This window comes from Clostridium sp. (assembly GCF_034179595.1).
Taxonomy (GTDB): Bacteria; Bacillota; Clostridia; order Clostridiales; family Clostridiaceae; genus Clostridium.
This window is the reverse complement of the sequence record NZ_JAXFPT010000060.1, coordinates 1-24642: the sequence shown is the minus strand read 5'-3', so window position 1 is coordinate 24642 and position 24642 is coordinate 1. Positions and strand designations below refer to the sequence as shown.

General features: G+C 25.5%; 27 protein-coding genes and 1 riboswitch. Of the genes, 8 read left to right on the top strand and 19 right to left on the bottom strand.

Features of this window, described 5'->3' with window-relative positions; all coding sequences use genetic code 11:
• Nucleotides 1-30 precede the first annotated feature (30 nt).
• The gene (rd, locus tag SPJ33_RS06835; protein ID WP_321117220.1) at nt 31-192 is read left to right on the top strand and encodes a rubredoxin; all 162 of its coding nucleotides are present in this window, start codon (nt 31-33) and stop codon (nt 190-192) included.
• 93 nt (nt 193-285) lie between these two features.
• Here the strand turns inward: rd and SPJ33_RS06830 are convergent, their stop codons facing one another.
• The 13 genes from SPJ33_RS06830 to SPJ33_RS06770 all read right to left on the bottom strand — a co-directional run bounded on the left by SPJ33_RS06830 (nt 286) and on the right by SPJ33_RS06770 (nt 14388).
• On the bottom strand, nt 286-1467 hold the full coding sequence (locus SPJ33_RS06830) for a cation:proton antiporter (protein WP_321117219.1): 1182 nt from the start codon (nt 1465-1467) through the stop codon (nt 286-288).
• A gap of 207 nt (nt 1468-1674) precedes the next feature.
• On the bottom strand, nt 1675-2073 hold the full coding sequence (locus SPJ33_RS06825; RefSeq protein ID WP_321117218.1) for a hypothetical protein: 399 nt from the start codon (nt 2071-2073) through the stop codon (nt 1675-1677).
• Between the two features lie 114 nt (nt 2074-2187).
• Entirely contained in the window at nt 2188-4785 is a 2598-nt protein-coding gene (clpB, locus tag SPJ33_RS06820; protein ID WP_321117217.1) for an ATP-dependent chaperone ClpB, read from the bottom strand.
• Nucleotides 4786-5124: 339 nt separating this feature from the next.
• Nucleotides 5125-6387 (bottom strand): helix-turn-helix transcriptional regulator, encoded by a 1263-nt coding sequence (locus SPJ33_RS06815; RefSeq protein ID WP_321117216.1) that lies wholly within the window; start codon nt 6385-6387, stop codon nt 5125-5127.
• A gap of 13 nt (nt 6388-6400) precedes the next feature.
• Nucleotides 6401-7705, bottom strand: a complete 1305-nt coding sequence (locus tag SPJ33_RS06810; RefSeq protein ID WP_321117215.1) for a helix-turn-helix transcriptional regulator — start codon at nt 7703-7705, stop codon at nt 6401-6403.
• Nucleotides 7706-7957: 252 nt separating this feature from the next.
• Nucleotides 7958-8128: a YtxH domain-containing protein gene (locus tag SPJ33_RS06805; protein WP_321117214.1), complete on the bottom strand. Its 171-nt coding sequence runs from the start codon at nt 8126-8128 to the stop codon at nt 7958-7960.
• Nucleotides 8129-8230: 102 nt separating this feature from the next.
• Nucleotides 8231-8896: a ribonuclease H family protein gene (locus SPJ33_RS06800; protein WP_321117213.1), complete on the bottom strand. Its 666-nt coding sequence runs from the start codon at nt 8894-8896 to the stop codon at nt 8231-8233.
• 12 nt (nt 8897-8908) lie between these two features.
• Entirely contained in the window at nt 8909-9994 is a 1086-nt protein-coding gene (locus SPJ33_RS06795; protein WP_321117212.1) for a YkvA family protein, read from the bottom strand.
• 167 nt (nt 9995-10161) lie between these two features.
• The gene (locus SPJ33_RS06790; protein ID WP_321117211.1) at nt 10162-10974 is read right to left on the bottom strand and encodes a MetQ/NlpA family ABC transporter substrate-binding protein; all 813 of its coding nucleotides are present in this window, start codon (nt 10972-10974) and stop codon (nt 10162-10164) included.
• A gap of 43 nt (nt 10975-11017) precedes the next feature.
• The gene (locus tag SPJ33_RS06785; protein WP_321117210.1) at nt 11018-11656 is read right to left on the bottom strand and encodes a methionine ABC transporter permease; all 639 of its coding nucleotides are present in this window, start codon (nt 11654-11656) and stop codon (nt 11018-11020) included.
• Nucleotides 11657-12619, bottom strand: a complete 963-nt coding sequence (locus SPJ33_RS06780; RefSeq protein ID WP_321117209.1) for a methionine ABC transporter ATP-binding protein — start codon at nt 12617-12619, stop codon at nt 11657-11659. It lies immediately after the preceding gene.
• A 144-nt stretch (nt 12620-12763) separates the two neighbouring features.
• A riboswitch (SAM riboswitch) is annotated at nt 12764-12939 on the bottom strand.
• A gap of 97 nt (nt 12940-13036) precedes the next feature.
• A complete protein-coding gene (locus tag SPJ33_RS06775) occupies nt 13037-13324 on the bottom strand; it encodes a DUF503 domain-containing protein (RefSeq protein WP_321117208.1) in 288 nt (95 codons plus the stop codon).
• Nucleotides 13325-13596: 272 nt separating this feature from the next.
• Nucleotides 13597-14388 carry a hypothetical protein gene (locus tag SPJ33_RS06770; protein ID WP_321117207.1) on the bottom strand — a complete coding sequence of 264 codons (792 nt, stop codon included), beginning with the start codon at nt 14386-14388 and terminating at the stop codon, nt 13597-13599.
• A 173-nt stretch (nt 14389-14561) separates the two neighbouring features.
• Here SPJ33_RS06770 and SPJ33_RS06765 point away from each other — a divergent pair, with 173 nt between their 5' ends.
• Nucleotides 14562-15179: a hypothetical protein gene (locus SPJ33_RS06765; protein ID WP_321117206.1), complete on the top strand. Its 618-nt coding sequence runs from the start codon at nt 14562-14564 to the stop codon at nt 15177-15179.
• A gap of 85 nt (nt 15180-15264) precedes the next feature.
• Nucleotides 15265-15738: a hypothetical protein gene (locus SPJ33_RS06760; protein WP_321117205.1), complete on the top strand. Its 474-nt coding sequence runs from the start codon at nt 15265-15267 to the stop codon at nt 15736-15738.
• A gap of 175 nt (nt 15739-15913) precedes the next feature.
• On the opposite strand, the gene SPJ33_RS06755 is transcribed toward SPJ33_RS06760, so the two are convergent.
• From SPJ33_RS06755 to SPJ33_RS06735, 5 genes are all read right to left on the bottom strand, one after another.
• Nucleotides 15914-17371: a hypothetical protein gene (locus tag SPJ33_RS06755; protein ID WP_321117204.1), complete on the bottom strand. Its 1458-nt coding sequence runs from the start codon at nt 17369-17371 to the stop codon at nt 15914-15916.
• Between the two features lie 87 nt (nt 17372-17458).
• Nucleotides 17459-18208 (bottom strand): FkbM family methyltransferase, encoded by a 750-nt coding sequence (locus SPJ33_RS06750; protein ID WP_321117203.1) that lies wholly within the window; start codon nt 18206-18208, stop codon nt 17459-17461.
• A gap of 215 nt (nt 18209-18423) precedes the next feature.
• Entirely contained in the window at nt 18424-18807 is a 384-nt protein-coding gene (locus SPJ33_RS06745) for a VOC family protein (protein WP_321117202.1), read from the bottom strand.
• 32 nt (nt 18808-18839) lie between these two features.
• Complete coding sequence (locus SPJ33_RS06740) at nt 18840-20150, bottom strand: ClC family H(+)/Cl(-) exchange transporter (RefSeq protein ID WP_321117201.1); 1311 nt, start codon at nt 20148-20150, stop codon at nt 18840-18842.
• A 171-nt stretch (nt 20151-20321) separates the two neighbouring features.
• Nucleotides 20322-20597 carry a TipAS antibiotic-recognition domain-containing protein gene (locus SPJ33_RS06735; protein WP_321117200.1) on the bottom strand — a complete coding sequence of 92 codons (276 nt, stop codon included), beginning with the start codon at nt 20595-20597 and terminating at the stop codon, nt 20322-20324.
• Between the two features lie 291 nt (nt 20598-20888).
• Here SPJ33_RS06735 and SPJ33_RS06730 point away from each other — a divergent pair, with 291 nt between their 5' ends.
• Together SPJ33_RS06730 and mscL are read left to right on the top strand one after the other, a co-directional pair.
• Nucleotides 20889-21020, top strand: coding sequence for a hypothetical protein (locus SPJ33_RS06730; RefSeq protein ID WP_321117199.1), 132 nt, complete (start codon nt 20889-20891; stop codon nt 21018-21020).
• Between the two features lie 135 nt (nt 21021-21155).
• Nucleotides 21156-21638, top strand: a complete 483-nt coding sequence (gene mscL, locus SPJ33_RS06725) for a large conductance mechanosensitive channel protein MscL (RefSeq protein ID WP_321117198.1) — start codon at nt 21156-21158, stop codon at nt 21636-21638.
• Between the two features lie 42 nt (nt 21639-21680).
• Here mscL and SPJ33_RS06720 read toward each other — a convergent pair whose 3' ends face one another.
• Entirely contained in the window at nt 21681-22502 is an 822-nt protein-coding gene (locus SPJ33_RS06720; RefSeq protein WP_321117197.1) for a nitroreductase family protein, read from the bottom strand.
• 202 nt (nt 22503-22704) lie between these two features.
• Here SPJ33_RS06720 and SPJ33_RS06715 point away from each other — a divergent pair, with 202 nt between their 5' ends.
• The 3 genes from SPJ33_RS06715 (at nt 22705) to SPJ33_RS06705 (ending at nt 24546) form a co-directional block, all read left to right on the top strand.
• The gene (locus tag SPJ33_RS06715) at nt 22705-23061 is read left to right on the top strand and encodes a helix-turn-helix domain-containing protein (protein WP_321117196.1); all 357 of its coding nucleotides are present in this window, start codon (nt 22705-22707) and stop codon (nt 23059-23061) included.
• 110 nt (nt 23062-23171) lie between these two features.
• On the top strand, nt 23172-23378 hold the full coding sequence (locus SPJ33_RS06710) for a hypothetical protein (protein WP_321117195.1): 207 nt from the start codon (nt 23172-23174) through the stop codon (nt 23376-23378).
• 187 nt (nt 23379-23565) lie between these two features.
• A complete protein-coding gene (locus SPJ33_RS06705; RefSeq protein ID WP_321117194.1) occupies nt 23566-24546 on the top strand; it encodes an SH3 domain-containing protein in 981 nt (326 codons plus the stop codon).
• Nucleotides 24547-24642: the final 96 nt, after the last annotated feature.

The following is a 24642-nucleotide window of genomic DNA, read 5'->3' as shown; positions in this document are numbered from 1 at the left end:
AAATTAAAAGATATTTAGGAGGATACAATTATGAAAAAATATATTTGTGATGTATGTGGTTACATCTATGACCCAGAATTAGGAGACCCAGATAACGGAGTAAATCCAGGAACTAGCTTCCAAGACGTTCCAGAAGATTGGCTTTGCCCATTATGCGGAGTTGGTAAGGATCAATTCTCAGAAGTAGAATAATATTATAGAACACATTTCTTAAATTTTTTGTTGTAAAAATACAAAAGAGAAATATTCATATATTGAATGTTTCTCTTTTTTTATTTCTTCAATCTATACTGTACTTTTTTTACATATAATTTTTAAAAGTATTGGGGTTATAATTGTTGTAAATGTAACTACTATTATAACAGGCGCTAAAAATGTAGATTTCATAAGTCCAACTGCTACACCTTTATTTGCAACTATTAATGCAACTTCTCCCCTAGATATCATTCCTATGCCAACTTCAAGTGACTCATATTTATCATATCCACACATTCTTGCACCTAATGCACAACCATATATTTTGCTTAGTAAAGCCACTATTGTTAATACTACTGTAAACAATAAAATATGCATTGACATATTAGAAAGTTCAACCTTTATTCCGATGCTTGCAAAAAATATTGGTGATAGCAATATATAAGATAATGTTTCAAATTTAGAATTTATATATTTTGTTCTTTCTGTATTTGATATTATAAGCCCTGCTATAAATGCTCCTGTAATATCTGCTACTCCAAATAACTCTTCTGCTGTAAATGATAATAATAAACAAAAAACAAAAGATACAATTACAAATCTTCTCATATCTTTATGATATCTTCTAATCCACTTAATAAAACATATATAAAATAAATATCCTATAGCACTAGAAAAAATAAAGAATAATAATATCTTTAATAATACAATTCCTATTTTTACTGATGAATCTGCCATACTAGTTATTATAGTAAGTGCAATAACCCCTAATATGTCATCAATAAGTGCAGCTCCTAATATAGTATTTCCTGCTCTTGTATTTAATTTCCCAATTTCTTTTAATGTCTCAACTGTTATACTAACAGATGTCGCTGTAATTATTACTCCTATAAATATATTTTGTAATAAATGATTCTGATTAACATTAGAAACATCTTGTTTATTAAATATATAAGCTACTATAAAACCTCCAACTAAGGGTACTATAACCCCAAGAAGCGCAACTAATGCTGATGCCTTTCCTGTTTTCTTTAATTCTTTTATATTCGTTTCAAGACCAGCCGTAAACATTAATACTATTACACCTAACGATGCAAGTTGCTGAATAAATTCTGTTTCATGTAATATATTTAACATTGCTGGTCCAAGAACTACTCCTGCAAGTAATGCACCAACTACTTGAGGCATGTTAAATTTTTTAGTTATTAATCCTAGTAATTTAGTACTTAGCAGAATAATTGCTATATCCAATAAAAACTTATGTGATAACATTTTTATATACCTATATCCCTTTCTTTTAAATAAAAATCCAATTATTATAATTAATTTTTTTAGGCATAATTATTGCCTTATTATATATTAATAATGTTTTTTATAATTTATGAATAAATTATCTTTAAAATAAAAAAATTCAGTATATAATTTCTTAATTATATACTGAATTTTAAATTACTTATATAAGTTAAATCTTAATTATAATTAAAATCTTCCTTCTATTATGTCTTGTACATTTACTAATATCTTATCTAGTCCATAATGAGTAATATTTATCTTTGAATTTCTATTTAAAAGATGTCCTATTATTTCTTCTTGCTCTTCTATAAATGCTCCTGAATTTTGTATGGCTTCAAATACATCATCTAAATAATATATTTTAGGATCTCCTTCTTCAGCACCAAGTATAGTTGATATTCTTTCTCTTGAATCCTCTTTTGATAAATCATAATCCTCATATATACTTTCTATTGCATGAAGTCTTATTCTTTCTTCATAATATCTATTTATATATGCATCACTACCTTCGATATCTTTAAAAGTAACACCTCTTCCATCTGGAAATACTACTAAATAATTATCTTCTGGAGTTATATATTCCATAACAATTCCTCCTAAAATATTATTTATAAAAAAAGTAGGATTAAAAGAAATATTCTCTTATCCTACTTATTTTATTTGTAATTATTTTTTGTAATATTGTAAGGTTGTATACTTTTAATTAGTAGGGTTAATTGTTAAGTTATCCCCATTACCATCAATTTTTACATTTGAACCATATCCAATAGTTCCTTTAATTATCATTCTTGCTAATTGATTTTCTAAAGTATTTTGTATATATCTCTTAAGTGGTCTTGCACCATATATTGAGTCATAACCTTCTCTTGCTAATATTTCTTTAGCACCATCAGTTATTTCTAATGATATATTCTTTTCAACTAATCTCTTTTCAACATCTCTTAAGAATATATCAATAATCTTCTTGATACCATTTTGTGATAATGGTCTAAACATTATTATATCATCAACTCTGTTTAAGAATTCTGGTTTAAATCTTGATTTCATTTCTCCCATTACAAGTTCTCTAGATTCTTCTGAAATTTCGCCATCTTTTGAACCTTCTAATAAGAAATGAGATCCTATATTTGATGTCATGATTATTATAGTATTTTTAAAGTCTACAGTCTTACCTTTATTATCTGTAAGTCTACCATCATCTAATATTTGTAAGAATATATTAAATACATCTGGATGAGCTTTTTCAATTTCATCAAATAATACTACTGAATATGGATGTCTTCTAACAGCTTCTGTTAATTGTCCTCCTTCTTCATATCCAACATATCCTGGAGGTGGTCCAACTAATCTAGATACTGATTGCTTTTCCATATATTCAGACATATCAATTCTAATCATGCTTTCTTCGCTATCAAACAATGTTCTAGCTAAAGTTTTTGCAAGTTCTGTCTTACCAACACCAGTTGGTCCTAAGAATATAAATGAACCTATTGGTTTGTTTTCATCTTTAAGTCCAGCTCTTGCTCTTAAAATAGCATTAGATACTGATTCTATTGCTTCATCTTGATCTATTACTCTTGCTTGTAACTCTTCATCTAATCTTAGAAGTTTTTCACGTTCTCCTTCTAATAATTTTGACACTGGAATTCCAGTCCATTTTGAAAGAACTTCTGATACTTCTTCTTCTGTTACTTCTTCTTTTAATAAAGCACCTTCTGAATTTTCTTTAACTGCTTCTTCTTTTTCTTTTATCTTTTCTTCTAAATCTGGAATTACGCTATATCTAATTTCTGCAACTTTATTATAGTCATAATTTCTTTCATATCTTTCAAGTTCACCCTTAGCTTCATCCATTTTTTCTTTTAATTGTCTAAGGTCTACGATATGTTCTTTTTCCTTTTCATACTTAGCAGTCATTTCATCATTTTGTTCTCTAAGTTCTGCAAGTTCTTTTTCTATTATATCTAGTCTCTTCTTAGAATTTTCATCTTTTTCTCTAGATAAAGCTTCTTTTTCAGTTTCTAATTGGAATATCTTTCTTCTAACTGCATCAAGTTCAGTTGGAAGTGAATCTACTTCTGATCTTATCATAGCTCCAGCTTCATCAATTAAATCTATAGCTTTATCTGGTAAGTATCTATCTTGTATATATCTATCTGAAAGCTTAACTGCTGCAACTATAGCAGAATCGTGAATTCTTACTCCATGGTGAATTTCGAATCTTTCTTTCAATCCTCTTAAAATTGATATAGCATCTTCAACTGAAGGTTCATTTACAATTACAGGTTGGAATCTTCTTTCTAATGCTTTATCTTTTTCAATATATTGTCTGTATTCATCAAAAGTTGTAGCACCAATACAATGTAACTCACCTCTTGCAAGTAATGGCTTAATTAAGTTACCTGCATCCATTGCACCATCTGTTTTACCTGCACCAACTATTGTATGAATTTCATCAATAAATAGTATTAATCTTCCTTCACTATTTTGAACTTCTTTAAGTACAGCCTTTAATCTTTCTTCAAATTCTCCTCTGTACTTTGCACCTGCTATTAATGAGCCCATATCTAATGAGAATATTACCTTATCTTTTAAGCCTTCTGGTACATCTCCATTAACTATTCTTTGAGCAAGTCCTTCAACTATAGCTGTCTTACCAACACCAGGTTCACCAATTAAGACTGGGTTATTCTTTGTTCTTCTTGAAAGAATTCTAACAGTTCTTCTTATTTCTTCATCTCTTCCAATAACAGGATCTAATTTATGGCTTTTTACTAAATCATTTAAATTTGTTCCGTACTTAGCTAATGCATCATAAGTTCCTTCTGGATCTTGAGTATCTACTCTTTGACTTCCACGAACTTGTTTTAAAACTTCCATAAACTTATCTTCTGTTATTCCATAAGTTCTAAGGATTTCTCCTACAGTACCGTTCTTGTCCACTTCCATTATTGCAAGCATTAAGTGTTCTACACTTATATAAGAATCCTCAAACTTTTTTGAAATTTCATCTGATTTTATTAAAACTTGTTGTATCTTATTAGTTATATAAACATTTGTTTCTGTATTTGATGTTACCTTAGGTAATGCTGATATTGCTTTATTTATTGTATTTTCAAGTGCTTTTACTTGCACTCCCATTTTTGTAAATATATTTGGTATTAATCCATCTTGTTGTTCAACTAAACTTAAAAAAAGATGAATTACATCCATTTGTTGGTTACTATTTTTAACTGCTATTAAATTAGCTTCGTTTAGAGCATTTTGTACTCTTAAAGTCATTCTTTCTACATCCATCTTTTAATTCACCTCTCAAATCCATTAATTCATTTTATATTTTCATGATATTATATTAGTCAAAGAAAGTCAAAGTGTATTTTTTCTTTAAATACTTTAATTCTTATTTATTTTTATATATCTTATTAAAATAATATCTATAATACTTCATTTTTCTAATAATCTCTAATTATTTCTTTAAATTTTGTATCAAAATCTTTTAAAGCATAATATATGCATATCATTAATTTATTTTGTTCATTATTTTCTACAATATTGTTAAATTTATTTATTAAATTTTTATTTATGACTAATTACAAAAATAAAAAGACACTCTATTTATAAATAGAGTGTCTTTTTCTATATCTTATCTTTCATAGAAATTGCTAACATAAAATATTTAATTGACTCTTCAACTGATTTAGTTTTATGATACATATTTGCCATATCTACATATCTAGTATATAAATCTTTTTTATTTCCAAATTTCATAAGAGAATCTAATGATAAATTCATGTAAAGTTCTGCTTCTCTAAATCTTCCTTGTTTTTGAAGTAACATCCCTTTTAGATAATATGCTTCTTCAATTAATTCTATATTATCTATTTCTATAGCAATATTTAAAGCCTTATCTGCAAATTCATCTGCTAAATCTAACTTGTTATTTCTATTAAATAATCTTGCACCTTTTATATATAAATTTCCAACATTATATAATTGATCTTTTGGTAAAATCTCTACTGCTTCACTTATTTGCTTTATAGCTTTTTCTTCTTTATTAACACTAAAATAAGCTGCAGCATAATCAAACTTTAATTCTGCAATCTTTAAATTATTATTTTTAAGCAGTTCATTAGATTTTTTAACATAATCAATATATTCTTCCCTATTATTAAGTATACCTATAATAAAATTAGCATGATATATATCGCCTTTAATTTCATCTGACTTTATATTATCTAAGTACTCTTTAGCTATATTTAAACATTTTTCTGCCTCATCATATTCAGCACATTTTAAAAGACATATTCCTTCTTTATAGCTCATGTATGGATATAATTCACTATCTATATCATCTTTTTCAACTAATAAATTCACAATCCTATTATAATAGTTTTTAGCTTCCCCATATTCTTTACTTTCATATAAATAATTTGCCATATCTTTAAAGTAAATTATAGTATTTTGATACACATTATTTTTTCTATATAAATCATAATATTTAGGAACTATATCTAAAATATCATTTAAATTTTTTTGATTTAAATAATAGTTAAATAGCTTATGTATTAACTTAAATGCTAATTCATAATACTCATAATTAATTGCATAGTCTAAATTTAATTTTATATCTTTTTCTATATCACTATATATATCTGTATTATTTTCAAAAAACTCTATATTTTCATTTATTTGTTCATATACATCTTTTTCTAAATAATCATAATCAAGTTTAATTATATCTGCAATATATCTTAGTATATCTTCATCTGGTTTTACTTTTCCATTTTCTATACAACTCATTTTAGATATAGAAATTTTATCTCCACATAGCTCTTTTAATGTAATCCCATTATACACCCTAGCTCTTTTTATTTTTTCTCCTGTTGAAAGTATCTCCATCTAAACCACCCATCTAATTAATGTTTAATATTTCAAAATCTCTAAGTATATTAACTCCTTCATCTAAGTACTTTTCTGCTTTTTCATAATCCTTTTCATCGTTATAGAATTTAGCAATCATAATAGCAATTTTTCCTGCTTTATCAAAAGCTTCTTTATTTTTTGCATATCTATAAGTATCTAATAATATATTTTCTGCATCTAACTTATTTCCATAAATTATATATATTCTATACATTATCATATTACATACTATTCTTGCTTCTATATCTTCATCAGTAATCTTATCATTTATTTCATCTAGTACTTCTTTACATTTATCTATATCTTTTATCTTTAAATAGTTCTCACATATATTTATTAAAGTTTGAACTAACTTTTCATTATTGTTTTGAGATCTCATTTTCTTTGCAACTTCATAATGTTTGAAAGATTCTTCTATATTCTCAAAATCATAGAAAAGCTTTCCTAAGTCATTTTCTATATCAGCCATATCCTCAAAATCAACTAACTCTTTATAAATTCTAAGCGTTTTCTTTGAATATTTTAAAGCATTTTCTAAATCTCCATTTTTATCATACTCTTCTGATAATCTTAGTAATTCTTTTACATATTTTTCTTTATTATTTATCTTTTCAAATCTTTCTTTAGCTAATGATGCATAAGACATAGCTTGTCCTATGTTCTCCATACAAAAATATGCTTTAGCTAAATAAAAATATATTTCTCCTAAAAGATGTTCTTCACTAATTTTATTGTCTATAAATACTTTTTCTGCTTGTTTTAAATAACTACTTGCAGAATAATATGACTTAAGTTCTAATGTTATCTTTGCAAGATTTAAAAAAGTTTCAATTATCTCTTTATGTTTATTATTTTTTATAAATATAATATTTGCCGATAGTAATGATTGCTTAGCTAAAGTAAATTCTCCTTTTTTAGCATGTATATTCCCTTTTAGATATAACATTTTTGCTTTTTTGCATTCAAGATTATAAACTTTTGAATAATTTAATGCTTTTTCTATATATTCTTCTGCTTTTATAAAATCTTTATCTAGTATATATGCTTCAGCCATTCTCTCATAGTAAGTGCATATATTTTTTGCTTGACTTTCTTCCGATTCCATTAAATATTCAATTGTTGTATTTAAATTTAATGCTAAATATTCTAATAAATCCATTGATGGATTTGATCTTCCTGATTCAATTAAGCTTATTTGACCAGGAGTTATTCTGTCTTTAGCTAGGTCTTTTAATGTCATATTTAATTCTTTTCTTTTTCTTTTTATTTTTTCTCCTAAAGATAGAATTTCCATGTTTTTATCCTCTTTCTTTCAGTTTTTATTTTATTAACAATTTATTAATATCATTCACATTTTGTATAAATTTAAAGTTATTATAACATGATTTATTGTATATATACAATATTTTTGTTAAACTTTGTTAATTTTTTTAACAAAAACATTTAATTAAAGTTAATTTTTGTATATATTATCATGGATTGTCGACATATTTTAAAAAATAAATAAAAAACACTTGCTATTTTTAGCAAGTGTTTTTTTTGTTTATTACATTTTTGACATTATATTGCCTATTGCTCCCTCTGTCGCATTCATCATTTTTCTACCTGCTCTTCTTATTGATTTTGTAGTTCTTTTATTCATTTCTGGCATCATCATCATACTTACTGCTGAACCTATAATAGCTCCTGCAGCCATTCCTGTAAGTAATCTTCCCATAAATAACACCTCTTTATTAAAAATTTATTTGTTTGTGATGTTATCTATATATTATGTAATTTAGCTGTTTTTAAACTAAGAAATTTATGGCTAGACAACTAATTAAAATATTCCCAGTGCTGATTTTGCTAAAAAATCTACTCTATCATTATATTTTTCTCCTGAATGTCCTTTTACTTTTTTAAATCTTATATCTATTTGTTTCATCTTTTCTTTCATAAATTCATGATATTCAATAGTTATATCATTATTTCTTTTCCAAGTTCCAATTGCCCAAGATTCTATTCCTTGATAATCAAAAACTATAGTTACAGATTTATAGTTATTTTTTATAGCATACTCAACTGCCTTCTTTGCTCCAAGCACTTCTCCAGAAACATTTCTAAGTGAAATTGCATTTTTATCAGATCCAACACCTTTATCTTCATAAATAACTTTTTTATCTTTTATAGCTAAAAGCCCATAAGAAAAATTCCCTTTTTCAACTGAAAAACTTCCGTCAACATAGATAATTAATCCATCTTCATTAAATTCATCAAAATTATTTTGCTTAACATTAATTTTTTCTATATCATTTGATTTTTTAAAACCTTTATTTCCACTACTTTTTTCATTTAAAACAATAAATTCTTTTGCTTCATCCATAGTTTTAAAACTTTTATATATAGCACCTTTACATCCTATAACTTCTGCCTTACATTCATCCCAAGTTGTAAATATTTTAGGTTTTCCAGATTTCCCTTTAAATACTGAATAATATTTTGCCATATCCTTCTCCTTTTATAATATACTTAATTGCTCTACAATACTGTAAATTTTTTCGACATTTGCTGCACCTGTAAAATCTGATATATACTTAATTCCAGTTTTTAAAACTAATAGTAATTCATTTTTTCCTGACCAATTTTCAACTATTACTTTTAATGGTACATCATTTGCTATTTTATTAAGAGCAAAGAAAAGTACAGCTAAATCATCAATTCTACCTATAAAGGGTATATTATTTGGTATTATATTTGTTGGACAAACTATATATGCTACAGACCCAGAAACTGCAAGCTTAGTTTTTAGTGGAACCCTATCATCTTTTAATAATCTAAATATTAATGCAACTAAATCTGGTATTAAAAAAACATAATCCGAGTATCGTTTTGTATTATCTGATAACTTTCTTTCTAACTTTTCTTTTGTTGTTTCCCTTCCTTTTGAATAATAATCTTCTTTTTTATTAGTATCTTTTAAGACTTCTTGTATTTCTTCACTTTCCTCTTCTTTAATCAATTCTTGTGATTCATTATTTATATATTCTTCTTTTACAATACTTTCTCTTAACTCAAATACTTCTTCATAAGACTCTTCTTTTTCATCTATTTTTTCATTATTAGAAACTTTTTCTTCTTTAGTTTCATTAAGTATTTTATCCATATTTATTGATATATTACAAACATTAGCTATAATAACATTTTCCTTTATATGTGCTTCTTCAACCATTAATTTAACAAAAGGAACACTTTCTAAAATTTTATCTAAATCAACTATTAATCTATCTTCATTTGCTTCTATTCCTATATTACCAATAGTTTTTAACAGTGTTTTTAATGTTAAACTTCTAAAAATTTTAAATATTCCTAATTTATATACTTTAAATCTAGAAAATTTCCCAACTATCTTTCCATTTTCTACTCCAAGGCTATCTATAGCTACTTCAAAATTTATTTTTATCCCCTTAACAAAACTTCCTCTTATTAAAACCTCATTATTTATAATAACTTCATTTAATGTTAATCCTTTTACATCAACAAAATCGTTTATTATACTTAAAATATCTTTCCCTTCTAAATTTATACATACCTTAGATATATTCATAAAAATTTATCCTCCCCCAAATATTAATATCCATCTAATTTTACCTTTTTATATTTGTAATGTAAATTATATATTTAAATCAATAATTTTTTAAAATATTTTAAAAAAGCTATATCATTTTAGATATAGCTTTTTATAAATACATATATAAAATTTCAAATTATTATTTAGAATACTGGAATAACAGATCCATCATATTTTTCATTTATAAATTTTTTAACATCTTCTGATGTTAAAGCTTTTGTTAAATCTTTAATCTTTTGACTATCCTTATCACTTTCTCTAACTGCTATAATATTTGCATATGGCTTTGCAGCTTCTGAATCTTTATCTTCTGCAATAAGCGCATCGTCTTTAACTGAAAATCCTGCATCTATAGCATAATTTCCATTTATAACAGCCGCATCAACATCATCTAATGCTCTTGGAATTGCAGCAGCTTCTAACTCTTTAAATTTTAAATTTTTATTATTCTCTGTTATATCTTTTACTGTTACAAGTTCTCCATCTTTAACCTTTATAAGTCCATGGGATTCTAAAAGTTTAAGTGCTCTTGCTTCGTTTGATGGATCATTTGGAATTGCTATAGTTGCGCCATCTTTTAAATCCTTAATATCTTTTATAGACTTTGAGTATAACCCTAATGGTTCTAAATGAACTCTTGCTGTATAAGTTAATCCTAAATTTTCTGCTTTATTTTGTTCATTTAAATATGGTATGTGTTGGAAATAGTTTGCATCTAAACTACCTTCTGCTAATGCCTTATTAGGTGTAACATAATCAGTAAACTCTTTTATAACTACTTTATACCCCTCTTCTTCTAACTTAGGTTTTATATGTTTTACTATTTCCTCATGTGGAACTGGTGTAACACCAATTGTTATTGTCTTATCATCTTCTTTAGAGTTTCCTCCACATCCTACTAATGCTAATGATAAAATTCCTACTAAAATTCCTGATATTAATGCTTTCTTTTTCATATTAAAAATCCCCCTATTTATTGCTTTTGCTAAATTTTAATTTCTATTTTGAAAGTTTTTTATAAAAATAGTCCCCTAAACTCTGTAATACTTGCACTATGATTATTAAAAGTATTACTGTTACTATCATGTATTCTGTTTGATACCTTTGGTATCCATATCTTATAGCAACATCTCCAAGTCCACCTCCAGCTACTGCCCCAGCCATAGCTGAATATCCAATTACACTTATTATTGTAAGTGTCAATCCTGACACCATAGATGGTACTGCTTCTTTAAACATTACTTTAAAAATTATTTGCCTATCTGTTGCACCAAATGATTTTGCAGCTTCAATAACTCCTTTATCAACTTCTCTTAATGCACTTTCTATTATTCTTGCAATAAAAGGTGCTGTTGCAATTGAAAGCGGAACTATCATAGCTTCTTTTCCAATGGTTGTCCCAACTATCAGTTTACTAAGTGGAAATACTGCTACCATAAGTATTACAAAAGGGAAACTTCTTAAAATATTTACTATAAAATCTAATACTCTATATACACTCTTATTTGGCTTTAATCCATCAGGTGCAGTTAAAGTAAGAATTATAGCTAATATAATTCCTATTATTAATGCAAAAAAAGTAGATAATAATACCATATAAGCTGTCTCCCCTGTAGCTTTTATCATTTCTTCAAACATTTATACCACCTCCCATTCAACACTTTTGCTTTTTAAATAATTTACTATATCTTTTTTGTCTTCTTTATCAATATTTATGATTAAACTACCAAGTATATCCTCTCTAAATTTTTCAAGTTTGCCCCAAACTATTGAAAAATCTTTATTTGTGTCCTTTGCCATCTTAGTTATAAGCGCATTTTCTGAAAAATCTTTTGGAAAAAATACCTTTATGTTAACTCCATAATTCGGTAATATATCCATATCATCTTCTCCTAAAAATCTTTTTAGCGAAAGGCCTGGTTTTAGGAATAATTCTGATGATTTACCTTGTGCCTTAACAACTCCATCTTCTAAAAGTGTTATGTTTTCACACACTTCTTTAACAACTTCCATTTGATGCGTTACTATAACTATTGTGATTCCAAGCTCTTTATTAATTTTTAATAATAGTGATAATATATCTTTTGTAGTTTTTGGATCTAATGCTGATGTTGCTTCATCACATAATAATATTTTAGGTTCTAATGCTAAGGCCCTTGCAATTGCAACTCTTTGCTTTTGCCCACCACTAAGTTCTGATGGCTTACTATTAGCTTTATTTTCTAAAGATACTAATTTTAATAATTCTGATACCTTTTTATCTATTTTTTCTTTGCTAAATCCCCAAACTTCTAATGGTAATGCAATATTTTCATATACATTTTTTCTATTTAAGAGATTAAAACTTTGAAAGATCATTCCTAAGTTTTTTCTAAGCTCTCTTATTTCATTTTTATTTAACTCTTTAATTTCTTTCCCCATTACTTTTATTGAACCGGAGTTATAACTTTCAAGCCCATTTAAACATCTAAGTAGAGTTGATTTTCCAGCCCCACTATGGCCAATAATTCCATATATATCACCTTCTTTAATGCTTAATGATATATCTTTTAACACCTCCGATTTGCCAAAATTTTTTGTTATATTTTTCACTTCTATCATAAATGTTGCCCCCTTTTATTTAGATAAGATATCCTACTACAATCTTTATGTAATTTTTATATACTTTATCTTAAATTTTAGAAAACTAAAAAATGCACTAGAGAATAAACCTCTAGTGCATAATGCAATCATCTATAATTTATTCTCTCATCTATCAGCAATAATATTGCTGCAGGATTTAGCACCACATGTAATAATAAAATATAAATATCCATAACAAATAAACTCTTAAATCTTTAAGAATCTACAATCGAATAATTTTATTATCCGTAGGTTGCTGGGCTTCATAGGGCCAGTCCCTCCACCACTCTTGATAAGAAACCTAATATTAAATTTTAATATTTAAATTTTTCAAACTTCTTTTTAATTTCTTTTTAATTAGTATAATATTAAAGTAAATACTTGTCAATATTTTTTTTAAAATACTTCTGTTTCTTCTTCAATATCTATAATTTCACCTTCAATATTATCTTCTAAAAAGTTTAATATTTTTTCTTTAGTACAATGAGCTATTTTTATATTTCCACACACAGCTGATATTCCAATAACTGCAAGTTTATTATTGTCTTGTTTATCTACTTCTCCAACTGATATATTAAATTTATTTCTTAATTTTTGAGTAATACTCTTAACTATCATTCTTTTCTCTTTTAAGGAACTTACCCAAGAATTTCTTATTGTTATTTTTATAAGTAAAATATCCATGTTTAAACTTCCCTTCACATTAAGTTATTTATACTAACCGTATGATTTACATATCTTTATAATAATATATATTAAAAATATTATAAATTAATATAGTAATAATTTTACAAAAAATCATTAAGTTATTCATTAAATATATTGTTTATGAATAAATTAATAATTATTATAAAATTTAGTGACATTTGCCTATAAAAATACTCAAAACCTTTTCTTATATTAGTTTTGAGTATTTTTGTATTTATTGATTTTTTGTTTTAAAACATATTTAAGTTTTAATTCGCTTTTTTAACTATCTTAAGTCCACATGTTTCAAGCTTTTTATCTACATTTCTTTTATCAAATGGATTATGAAGCATTGCTTTAACAAATAACTGTGGGTATTCTCCTTTTAAATGTTTCATGTATTGAACCCAACTTTCAGATAATTCTCTATAACAAATAGCTATATCTTCTCCTATATGATTATCATCACAATAGTTACATATAACATTATAATATCTATCATCAAATTCTTGTATTAAATGAAATAGCATCATAAGTAATTCTGAAAATACTTCATGTTCCATCAATGTTGGATTTCCTATAAAAGAAATTATCATATCCTTTTTATTATGTAAAATAGTTTTAACCTTTTCTAAGTCTATTTTTTTAACATCAATACGAAAATCATGATTTTTTACTATTCTTTCAAGCTCATTAAAATCTTCTTTTTTCCACTCTTTATTAACAATAGCTTGTTTTGCTATGTTTTCAACATTTGCATCACCTTTAGAGAATTCTTCTAAAAGGTCTTCTCCAAATTCTGAAAAGAATATGCCTTTTATCATCATCAATTTTTCCATCTTGTGACTTTTTTCTCTACCTTCTATAAACTTTTCTATAACAAAGGCTGTGAAAAATACATCCATTGGAATAAATGCTATATCTGCAAATAAAAATATTAAAGTATGATGTAAATCATTAAAAATTTTATAGTGTAAATAATGCAAAAATAAAGATAACACTATAAGCCCTACACCAATAAATATGGTTTCTTTTTGATGCTTATTCATCGTTTTTTTCATAGAAATTTTCCCCTTTATTTCTTATAATTCTTATTAATTTTAGTATACTTTTCATTAATTATACCATTTAATTTCAAAATTATATAAAATTATTTTTTTAGGATATATATGAAGAGAATTTTTTCTCGATTAATGCTATAATATGTTTAAATAAAACAAGGGGGAATGCTACTTTGAATAAAGAACTTAAGATTAAAAAAATCAATGAACTTATCAAGGAATTAAATGAATATAAAGCATGTATTGAAAAAGATATTCCTTATGTAGAAGAAGAAAACTTAGATAAGCTTTTATATGATAAAGAAAAAAATATAGATGAATTATTTAATTGGAAATTCTCTAAAATTAAAATTGAATATGCTGAATATGATAATAATAAGCATGAAGCATTACTTATGAGCATAAGCGAAAATTATTTTGCTAAAGATACAGTAGATGGTTATAATGTCGTAGATAAAAATGGAAACTTCATAATACGTCCATTAGAAAGATTTAATCATTTCATAACTGAAATTCAAGATAAGTTTATGATTGATGAAAAGTATGTTATTGAGCTTTGTAAATTAAATAAAAATAGACAAATCATCTTAGATTTTATGAAAAATTATAAATATGATTCTATAGCTGAAACTCCTGGTGATATTAGATTTGATTTTGATTGTAACTACATATCATTTAAATATGATAATGATGAAATAGAAGTTATAGACCCTTCATTAGAAATATTTAATGAATTTAAAAAAGTATATCCAGAAGCTGTAATAAGTACAATAAGCCCTCTTTGCTTTTAGTATAATTTTCACCTAAGAAAAATACTAATCATATATTAAATATAAACGTAAAGCCTTTATATAAATTAATTTCGCGAGGTATTATATGAGTTTTAATAATGATAATTTAAATAATATTTCTAATCCATATATAAATAACTCTAAGCTAGGCGATGAAAGTGGAAATCCTGAATCTAAAAAACGCAAAAGATATTTTTTAGAATTAGATTTAAAAATAGCTACTCTTGAAGTATTTGCTTCTTCTTTATCCTTTTTGTCATCTATATTTTATCTTAAAGCTTCATTAGTAGGACAACAAATTATTCTTAGTGAACTTAATGGTATAAATTCTGGCTTAGATTCTACTCCTTATGTTGATGTTGGAGAAACATTAGGACTTATTGTTTTATTTATATTTACTTATTCAGCATTTTTAAGATATAATGAAAAATCTCAAGAAGATCCACAACATACAAATCCTTATAGAAAAATAGCATTAAGCTATATACCATCATTATTAGCATACATGGCTAGAATAAGTGCAAGACGTGAAATATTAAATAATATTCCTAACATATAAAGAATTGTTTTTAAATAGTTTTAAAGCAATTCTTTTTTAGATTTTATTAAAATAAAAGGCAATCTTAGCCTTAATATTTTAATTAAAGCCAAAACTGCCCTTTATATTTCTAAATAAATATTTATTCACTTTATTATATGCGTTTATATAATTAAATATTCTATAAATTTCTCTTTTATTTTCTAAACGATTTTCTTATCTTTAATCTTAATTTATTAAATTCATCATTTGATGGATATCTATCTTTTAATTTTAATGCTTTTTTTATGGTGTCATTAGCTCCACTATAATCATATGTCCTATATTGTGCTATAGCCAAATGGTATAGATAAACTGCTGAATTTGTATCATTATCTAATAAAGTATCATAATATTTTATAACCTTCTCAAAATATATAGAGTCATATTTATTAGTTTTTCTTATACCACTTTTACAAAATTCATAAATAGCTATATTGTAGGCTTTATCTATATCTTTAACCCATAATATCAATTCCTTTTTGCCATCTCCTTTTATATCTTCTAAAAACATCTTATCATAATGTGGTAAATTATATTTAAATGCTCTATTCAATTCTCCATTTTTTAAAGATAGTATATCAATATTATTTTGTAGCTTATTATCTATCCATCCAACTAATATATAAAATTCTTTATTCACATTAACTACATCTAAGTCTTTTATACTATGTCCATTTCCTTCAAAAGCATCTATAAAATACATTCCACCATCATATTTTTTATTTAATCCAACATACGCCTTTCCTTTTAACGTATATGCAACTAATACCTCTTCTTGTCCATCACCGTCAAAATCCTTACTTATAATTTTATTATTTGAAATATCCCCAAGTGGTATATTTATAGCATCTGGTGGTAAATTATTAATTAATTTATCTTTTAAAACTTCTTTTCTTGACATTATATATTCTTTTGCCCCTGATATTAATACTTCTATTTTTTTAATCTTTGGAATATTATTTGTAAGACTAACTATGCTTTCAATAGTTGATATAATATCTTCATTATCTTGACCAACCACTACTTGAGTAAGCGCTAAATTATATATATCCATTTCATCAGTTTCAATAGCATATACATTCCTTAAATTTGTTACCTTTATATTTGAATTTTCTTTAAGCTTTCCGTTATCATCATATACTAAATCTAAATATCTTCTTGGTCTTAATGATAAATCTACTATATACTTTTCTTTTGTCTTTTCTGATATTATCTCCGCTCTATAATTATCTAGATACTTACAATCAAATTTAGACATCATGTTAAACCTATTATAATTATAAATTTCAACTAAATCATCATCTTTAAATGCATATACAACAAACATATAAGATCCTATGCTTTTTTCAAGTAGACCTTTTATCATTATTTCTGATACTCCATCTCCATTAAAATCTCCAAGAAATAACCTTAAATCATATCCAGCATAAGATATCTTTTTTTCTATTGAATCCCCTGAAACATCCTTATTTATGGTTATAACTAAATCATCTAAATAATCACTACTTTCAAATTTTTTTACGCCAGTAAGTATTACTTTATCTTGTGAAAATTTATCAGTTATATTTCCATCTTTAGCATCAATAATAACTTTTTCATTTTCTTGTGGCATACTTATCCTCCAAAAAAATCATTTTACTATCATATTATTCTTTAAGATGATTATTGATATAAAAGAAAAAAACAGGTCACCCTGTTTTTATAATACTGCATATAATATAGTATCTAAAAGCGATTCAGAATAATGCCTTAGATATAACTTGTATTCAGGCACTAATTTTTTTATAAAAAGCGGAATTTCATATACATCTTTTGCTCCATGATATATACATATTGCTAGCTTAGGTTTATATCTTTTTATTATCTCTTTTGCACCTTCAATTGTTTTATATTCTGCACCTTCAACGTTTACTTTGATAAATGTAGCAGGTGCAATATGAAGTAATATATTATCTAATGTATCTGCATCAGTTATTGAATTACCTTTTTCATAAATTTGCGAGATAAGTGATCCATTTTCATAGAATTTAGCTTTTTCTTTTTTGTTCCAAGCGGCTAATTTATAGACAACTATATTATCTATATTATTTTCTAATATATAACTATTTAATGAAAGCATATTTTCATTATCTGGCTCAAAAGCAATTATTTTTTTATAATTACCTTGAACATGATATATAAAATTTTCTATTGTATCCCCTATATATGCCCCTACATCAATAAAAAATTCATTATCTGATAAGTTAATTATATCTTTATCAAAATATTCATCATTATCTATTTCAATGTCTTTTAATAACTCCATATTTCCAGTTTCATATGTTCTAATACGAGTTTCTAATACTTTTCTTGATTCTTCATCTTCTAATAAGTTTTTTAATTCTTCTATTTTATCAAATGCTTCATCAGACTTATATTTATTCCATTCTGACATAAAATACTTTATCATTCTTCTACTACTCTCCTTTTCATAATAATTTTTATCTCATCTTAAATTTAATCCTTTTCATTTCCATATATTTACAATAATTATATCATTTCAAATTACTATTTTCTATATTTTCTCCATAATATATTTCTATTTTTTCTAATATAAAATAATGTAAATAAAAAAAGACAGCATATAAACTGTCTAAAAATCTTATAATCATGGTTACTTTATTTTTAAATTTCATATAATTCTAATGGCAGTCCATCTGGGTCTTCAAAAAAAGTAAATTTACGATTTGTATATTCATCAACTCTTATATCTTCAACATCTATGCCATTTTCTTTAAGTTCTTCTACAGTTTCTTCTATATTAGTAACTTCAAAAGCTAAATGTCTAAGCCCACATGCCTCTGGATAACTTGGCCTTTTAGGTGGATTTGGAAACGAAAATAGTTCTATTTGACTATCTCCTAATTTAAGATCAAGCTTATAAGAATTTCTCTCTTTTCTATATACTTCTCTTATAATTTTAAGACCTAGAATATTAACATAGAAATGTTTAGATTTTTCATAATCAGAAGCTATTATAGCTACATGATGTATTTTTTTAAGATTCATAATATTTTCTCCTTTCTCTTATCTTAATATTTTTATTTAGAATTATTTTTAATTTCCATTTTTCTTTGATTTTCTATTTTAATTTTTAACAATGAATCATATATTGGTTCACTCTTAAGTAAATATGCAACTAAATAAGAAACACCACAAACTACAGCAAATGGTCCAAGCTGAGTAAATGATCCACTCATTTCACATACTAATATAATTCCTGTTATTGGTGCTCTAACTATTGATGAAAACATTCCTGCCATTGCAAGAAGAATAAAATTAACAATAAATCTACTATCTCCACCAATTGCACTTACAGATACATCTCCAAAAATCGCTCCAACTAATGCTCCAAGTGTTAATAGTGGAAATAATATTCCACCTGGTACACCTGATGCAAAACTAATCATAGAAAGTACAAACTTAGCAACTAATAGTATAATTGCAAGCTTTATAATGATTCCATTTACCAAAATATTATTTATAATATTACTTCCTCCACCTAAAACATCTGGAATAAATAATCCAAATACTATTACTACTGCAAATGGTATCATAACTTTTATTTCTAAAGGAGCTTTTATAATCTTATATAAATGAATACTTTTAAGTAAAACACTATTGTAAAAAACACCACATACCCCTACTATTACTCCAAGTAATACAAGTAATAAATAATATTGATATGGTAACCTTAATGAATTATGTACATTTAAAATTGGTTGTCCACCAAAAAATATCCATGTAATTAAATCAGAAGATACACAAGCTGATATAGCTGATATAAATAAAATTGGTGAAAAACTTTTATGAACTTCTTCAAGTATAAACATTATTCCTGCAAACGGTGCATTAAATGCCGCTGCAAGTCCTGCCCCTGCTGCTGCTGATATCAATACATCTCTTTCAAGCTTTAACCTTTTAGTTAAATCAGTATAAATATGAGCAATACTAGCTCCTAATTGAATAGATGGTCCTTCTATTCCAAGGGATAAACCTGCACCGATTGCAAGTACACCACCTACAAATTTTCCTATAAGAATTTTAAAAGGATTTTTTATAATAAGAGAGCCTTTTAATAAGCCTTCAATTTGTGGAATACCACTACCACCTATCATAGGATCATGTTTTAAAATTAATCCAACTATATATCCTATAATTAGTAAAATTATAAATCCTAAAATAATATATGTCTTATGCATTCTCATAAAATCATATGCCTTTATAGTAAAGTTATTTCCAACATATCTAAGAGAAAGCCTATAAAAAGATACTATAAAACCAACAAGACACCCAATAAAAACCCCTTCTAATATAGTCTTTATCTTTAATGATTTTATTATTTCATCCATAATAACCTCCTAACTTATTTTATAAATTAATTATATATCTCATTAAATACCTTACTCAAAGACTAGATTATTAATATAAGCTTAATATTTAATGAATACTTTAAATTTTTATCTAGATATAATAAAAGCATTTTTACCTATCTAGGTAAAAATGCTTTTTAAAAACTTTATCTAAAACCAATATAATATAGCTTGTCCTATAAATTCTCCAAGTCCCATTTTCTTTTCATCTAATGAAGAGTTAAAACTTTTATCTTTAATATATAATTGACTAAGTTCTTCAAACTCTCCTACAGAAAATATAGAAAATTTTTCATTCATATAATTCTGAAAATCTTCCATAACTTTCTTTGTTTTTATACTTTTCACACCATATGGCATTGCCTCTGCAAATGAATCATATATGCTTTCACATTCTACTTTCATGTCCATTAAATTCAAATTCATAATAAAATCCCCTCAATCCTCATTATATCATAACTATAAAAATTATTTTAATATAATAGACTTTTGTATATTTTCTTCCCTTTTCACTTTGATTGTTAATTCACAAACTATAACCAATTACAATTCTTAGTTATCTCCTCCTTTATATATTTATTAATATTATAATTAACTTTATTTTATATCTTAATATAAATAAATTCAATTATTTTTTATCTTTTCCATAAATTATGCTCAATATAAAATTTCTTAGCATATATTTTATATATAAGAAAATATAAGGAGTCCTTCTTTATGATGAAAGCTGAAGATGTATCTCTTAATGTATTTGGATATGAATTTAGTAATCTAGATATATTAATCCTAATTGTACTTGTTATTATTGTTATATTTCTAATATATAGACATTATAAATTAAATAAATAATAAAAAGAGCTTAAGTTATTTTTATAATATAACTTAAGCTCTTTTATGATTAATATCTCTTATAATGGGAAAAATATTCTATGTATCATTAAAATTAAAGCTCTATTGATACAATACTATAAAAGGAGTTTTAATATGTGGGAAGAATTTAAAAAGTTTGCTATGAAAGGCAATGTACTAGATCTTGCAATTGGTGTAGTTATAGGTGGTGCATTTGGCAAGATTGTTACTTCACTTGTAGATGATATTATAATGCCAATAGTCGGAAGTTTAGTTGGAAGAGTTGATTTTTCTAATCTCTATATAAATTTAAGTGGTGAAAATTTCAATTCACTTAAAGAAGCAAAGGCTGTAGGGGCTGCTACTATTAATTATGGTTTATTTTTAAATAATGTAATAAACTTCTTAATTATAGCTTTCTCTATATTTATAGTTATAAGACAAACAAACAAATTTAAAGACTTTGCTATAAGAAAGAAAAAAGAAGAATTACCTACCTCAAAGGTATGTAAATATTGCTTTACAGAAATTAATATAAAGGCAACTAGATGTCCTAATTGCACCTCTATATTGGAAAATAATAACTCTAACTTTGATCAAATTGTACATAAAGAATAACAAAAATGCTGTAGTAATATTACTACAGCATTTTTATCTATGTTATTTCCATGATATAACAGCATCTTTTCTAGGAACTGTTCTCTTATATGTTACATTTGGATATCCAATTACCATACAAGTAACTATTTGATCGCTTTCTTTTAATCCAAGGAATTCTTTAATATTTTTATTTTCATTTGCAGCCTTTACAAAGAATCCACTAAAGAATGTTCCAAGTCCTAAAGCATCTGTCATAAGTTCCATGTTTGAAGAAGCAAGTGATGCATTTACTTGTGAATCTGAAACAGTAACTATGATTGCTGGAGCATTGAAGAATAATCTGTCAGCTCCCTTTGGATCTTCTTTATATCCATTGTACATTGATATCCACATTTCTGCATACATTCTATACTTCTTAAGATTTTCATCTTCACTATTTAAGATGTACTCTCCTGATTTTTTAAGACCTTCTAATACTAATTCTTTTACTTCGTTTATCTTATCTTTTACTATTACATAAGAAACATTTTGGCTATTAGTTGCAGTTTGAGTAAATCTTCCTGCTTCTATAATCTTAAGTAATTTTTCATTTTCAACATCTTTTTCTTTGAAGTTTCTTACAGTTCTTCTGAACTTTATGAAGTTAAGAAGATTTTCTGCTTCTACATTAAATGTTTCTTTATCATATTCTTTTACATCATCCATATTATATTCATCTGTAGATACAGCATTCATTGGACATATTGCTATACAGTGACCGCATTTAAAGCATCTTTCATTAGCAATTTCAGCTTTTTTATCTACTAATTTTATATCACGAACAAAACAATCTTTTACACATAATCCACAGCCTATACATTTTTCTTTATCTACTTTCATCATATGTTTCAACACTCCTCTTATCATTTTTTATCTTTTTTAATTTTAAGATTATAAATGATTAATATTAAAATAACACTTACACAAATAAACTTTACAATAATTATTTTTTTATATAAGCTATTATAGTAACTAAATTACTAGAATACAAGTACTAAAACTTTACTAATTAGGTAACAAAAAGTTTAGTTATGGAGGTAAATTTATGTATGACTATAATGATAAAACAAATTGCGAAAAAAGCTTTGCGATAAAATATGCCTTAAATATATTAAATGGAAAATGGAAACTACAAATAATGTGGGAAATTTCAAAACTTGGAACTGTAAGATTTAATGAATTACAAAGAAATTTAGATGGTATATCTAGCATTATGCTATCTCGTTCTTTAAATGAGCTTAGTGAGTATAACCTTGTTTCAAGAAAACAGTACAATGAAATTCCCCCTAGAGTTGAATATACACTAACTGATCTTGGGAAATCATTATGCCCTGTCCTTCATGCACTTGAAGATTGGGGATATAAAGTTTATAAAGAATCAAATAATATAACAGACAAATAGATAATAAAAATTTATTACATAATTTTTTAAACTGTTAAATATATTTATACTGATTATTTAATTAATAGAATATATTTTTCTAATTTAGCTTTGAAATAGGAGGTTCTATTTTGTCTGTGATGCAATGTTATATTTTTATGTTATTTATTCTTGGAACGATATATTTAATAAATAAATATATGGGACATGATATATTAGGCAAAATGTCTTGTATATTTTTATCAGTATTTGGTTTTTTATTTGCATTTTATAATTTATTTGAATTTCACTTTGAATTTCTAGAGCTTATGAATAAAGTTTCTAATATTATAAAATAAACCTCCTCTCTACTTAAATAGGTAGAGAGGATTTTTTTACATCATAAAGAATTAATGTATTAAATTTAAAAAATTTAAAAAAAGTTAATTTTTACAATATTTATTAATCTAAAGTAAAATTGTAAAATAAGTTATGTAATCTAAATTTTACAAATAATACTACATAAAGGTATAAGGAGAGAAATTAATGAAACAAAAGAAAATTTGTTCACTTTTAATTGCAGCTTGTGTATTTTCTGGAATGGGTTCTACCCCTATAATAGCAAGTGCAAGTCCAATTACTAAAGTAAGCACACAAAATCAAGTATCAAAAACTCAAGGAATAGTTAATGTAAGTTCTTATTTAAATATTAGAAGTTCTGCATCAACTCATTCAAAAGTTATTGGATCAGTTAGAAGAAATGATAAGGTAGATATAATTGAACAAACTGGTTCATGGTATAAAATAAATTATAAAGGTAAAACTGGTTATGTTTCAGCAGATTATGTAAAGAAAGTTAATAATACTAAAACTACTCAACCTGCTAAAGCAAAACCACAACAAAAATCTCAAAATAATTCTAAAACAAATACTAATTCAAAATCACAATCAAAAGCTCAACCAAAAATAGAATCACAAAATACAACAGCTCAAGGTATTGTAGTAAATATAACTTCATATCTAAATGTAAGAAGTAATGCTTCAACAAGTAGTAAAGTCTTAGGAAAAGTTTATAAAAACGATAAGGTAGATATAATTGGACAAACTGGTTCATGGTATAAAATAAACTATAAAGGTAAAACTGGTTATGTTTCTAAAGATTATGTAGCTAAGGGAACAACTAAGATTCAACCAAAAGCTCAACAAAAAGCGAAGAAGAATCTTTATGATTATTATGGTGCTATAAAGAGTGTTGGTAAATGGAGTTCTGTATATAATAATGGGTTAGGGCTTGGTCAAGTTGCTTTTGACTTTACTCCTAATAGTATACATTTTATATCAGATAATAGTTCTTCACCTAAAGAAAAAGAACAAATATTTAAAGCTTTCAGCAAAGTCGTTCCAAGTGCTGTACCTCAAATCAAGAAGTCATTTGAAACAGGAGAAAATTTTCAAGGAGATTATGATGGTTTACATGTAAAAGCTACTTTTGGAGATTTAGGACATATTTATATAACAAATAATTAATTATTAAAAAAAATAACTATACAGAATTCGTATAGTTATTTTTTTTTTGCGACTTTTTTTAGTTATATATTTTTATATTGTACAACTATAATATAT

Coding starts and splice junctions, on each gene's coding strand:
- rd (WP_321117220.1), top strand. CDS start 31: ATGAAAAAATATATTTGTGATGTATGTGGTTACATCTATGACCCAGAA.
- SPJ33_RS06830 (WP_321117219.1), bottom strand. CDS start 1,467: ATGTTATCACATAAGTTTTTATTGGATATAGCAATTATTCTGCTAAGT.
- SPJ33_RS06825 (WP_321117218.1), bottom strand. CDS start 2,073: ATGGAATATATAACTCCAGAAGATAATTATTTAGTAGTATTTCCAGAT.
- clpB (WP_321117217.1), bottom strand. CDS start 4,785: ATGGATGTAGAAAGAATGACTTTAAGAGTACAAAATGCTCTAAACGAA.
- SPJ33_RS06815 (WP_321117216.1), bottom strand. CDS start 6,387: ATGGAGATACTTTCAACAGGAGAAAAAATAAAAAGAGCTAGGGTGTAT.
- SPJ33_RS06810 (WP_321117215.1), bottom strand. CDS start 7,705: ATGGAAATTCTATCTTTAGGAGAAAAAATAAAAAGAAAAAGAAAAGAA.
- SPJ33_RS06805 (WP_321117214.1), bottom strand. CDS start 8,128: ATGGGAAGATTACTTACAGGAATGGCTGCAGGAGCTATTATAGGTTCA.
- SPJ33_RS06800 (WP_321117213.1), bottom strand. CDS start 8,896: ATGGCAAAATATTATTCAGTATTTAAAGGGAAATCTGGAAAACCTAAA.
- SPJ33_RS06795 (WP_321117212.1), bottom strand. CDS start 9,994: ATGAATATATCTAAGGTATGTATAAATTTAGAAGGGAAAGATATTTTA.
- SPJ33_RS06790 (WP_321117211.1), bottom strand. CDS start 10,974: ATGAAAAAGAAAGCATTAATATCAGGAATTTTAGTAGGAATTTTATCA.
- SPJ33_RS06785 (WP_321117210.1), bottom strand. CDS start 11,656: ATGTTTGAAGAAATGATAAAAGCTACAGGGGAGACAGCTTATATGGTA.
- SPJ33_RS06780 (WP_321117209.1), bottom strand. CDS start 12,619: ATGATAGAAGTGAAAAATATAACAAAAAATTTTGGCAAATCGGAGGTG.
- SPJ33_RS06775 (WP_321117208.1), bottom strand. CDS start 13,324: ATGGATATTTTACTTATAAAAATAACAATAAGAAATTCTTGGGTAAGT.
- SPJ33_RS06770 (WP_321117207.1), bottom strand. CDS start 14,388: ATGAAAAAAACGATGAATAAGCATCAAAAAGAAACCATATTTATTGGT.
- SPJ33_RS06760 (WP_321117205.1), top strand. CDS start 15,265: ATGAGTTTTAATAATGATAATTTAAATAATATTTCTAATCCATATATA.
- SPJ33_RS06755 (WP_321117204.1), bottom strand. CDS start 17,371: ATGCCACAAGAAAATGAAAAAGTTATTATTGATGCTAAAGATGGAAAT.
- SPJ33_RS06750 (WP_321117203.1), bottom strand. CDS start 18,208: ATGATAAAGTATTTTATGTCAGAATGGAATAAATATAAGTCTGATGAA.
- SPJ33_RS06745 (WP_321117202.1), bottom strand. CDS start 18,807: ATGAATCTTAAAAAAATACATCATGTAGCTATAATAGCTTCTGATTAT.
- SPJ33_RS06740 (WP_321117201.1), bottom strand. CDS start 20,150: ATGGATGAAATAATAAAATCATTAAAGATAAAGACTATATTAGAAGGG.
- SPJ33_RS06735 (WP_321117200.1), bottom strand. CDS start 20,597: ATGAATTTGAATTTAATGGACATGAAAGTAGAATGTGAAAGCATATAT.
- SPJ33_RS06730 (WP_321117199.1), top strand. CDS start 20,889: ATGATGAAAGCTGAAGATGTATCTCTTAATGTATTTGGATATGAATTT.
- mscL (WP_321117198.1), top strand. CDS start 21,156: ATGTGGGAAGAATTTAAAAAGTTTGCTATGAAAGGCAATGTACTAGAT.
- SPJ33_RS06720 (WP_321117197.1), bottom strand. CDS start 22,502: ATGATGAAAGTAGATAAAGAAAAATGTATAGGCTGTGGATTATGTGTA.
- SPJ33_RS06715 (WP_321117196.1), top strand. CDS start 22,705: ATGTATGACTATAATGATAAAACAAATTGCGAAAAAAGCTTTGCGATA.
- SPJ33_RS06705 (WP_321117194.1), top strand. CDS start 23,566: ATGAAACAAAAGAAAATTTGTTCACTTTTAATTGCAGCTTGTGTATTT.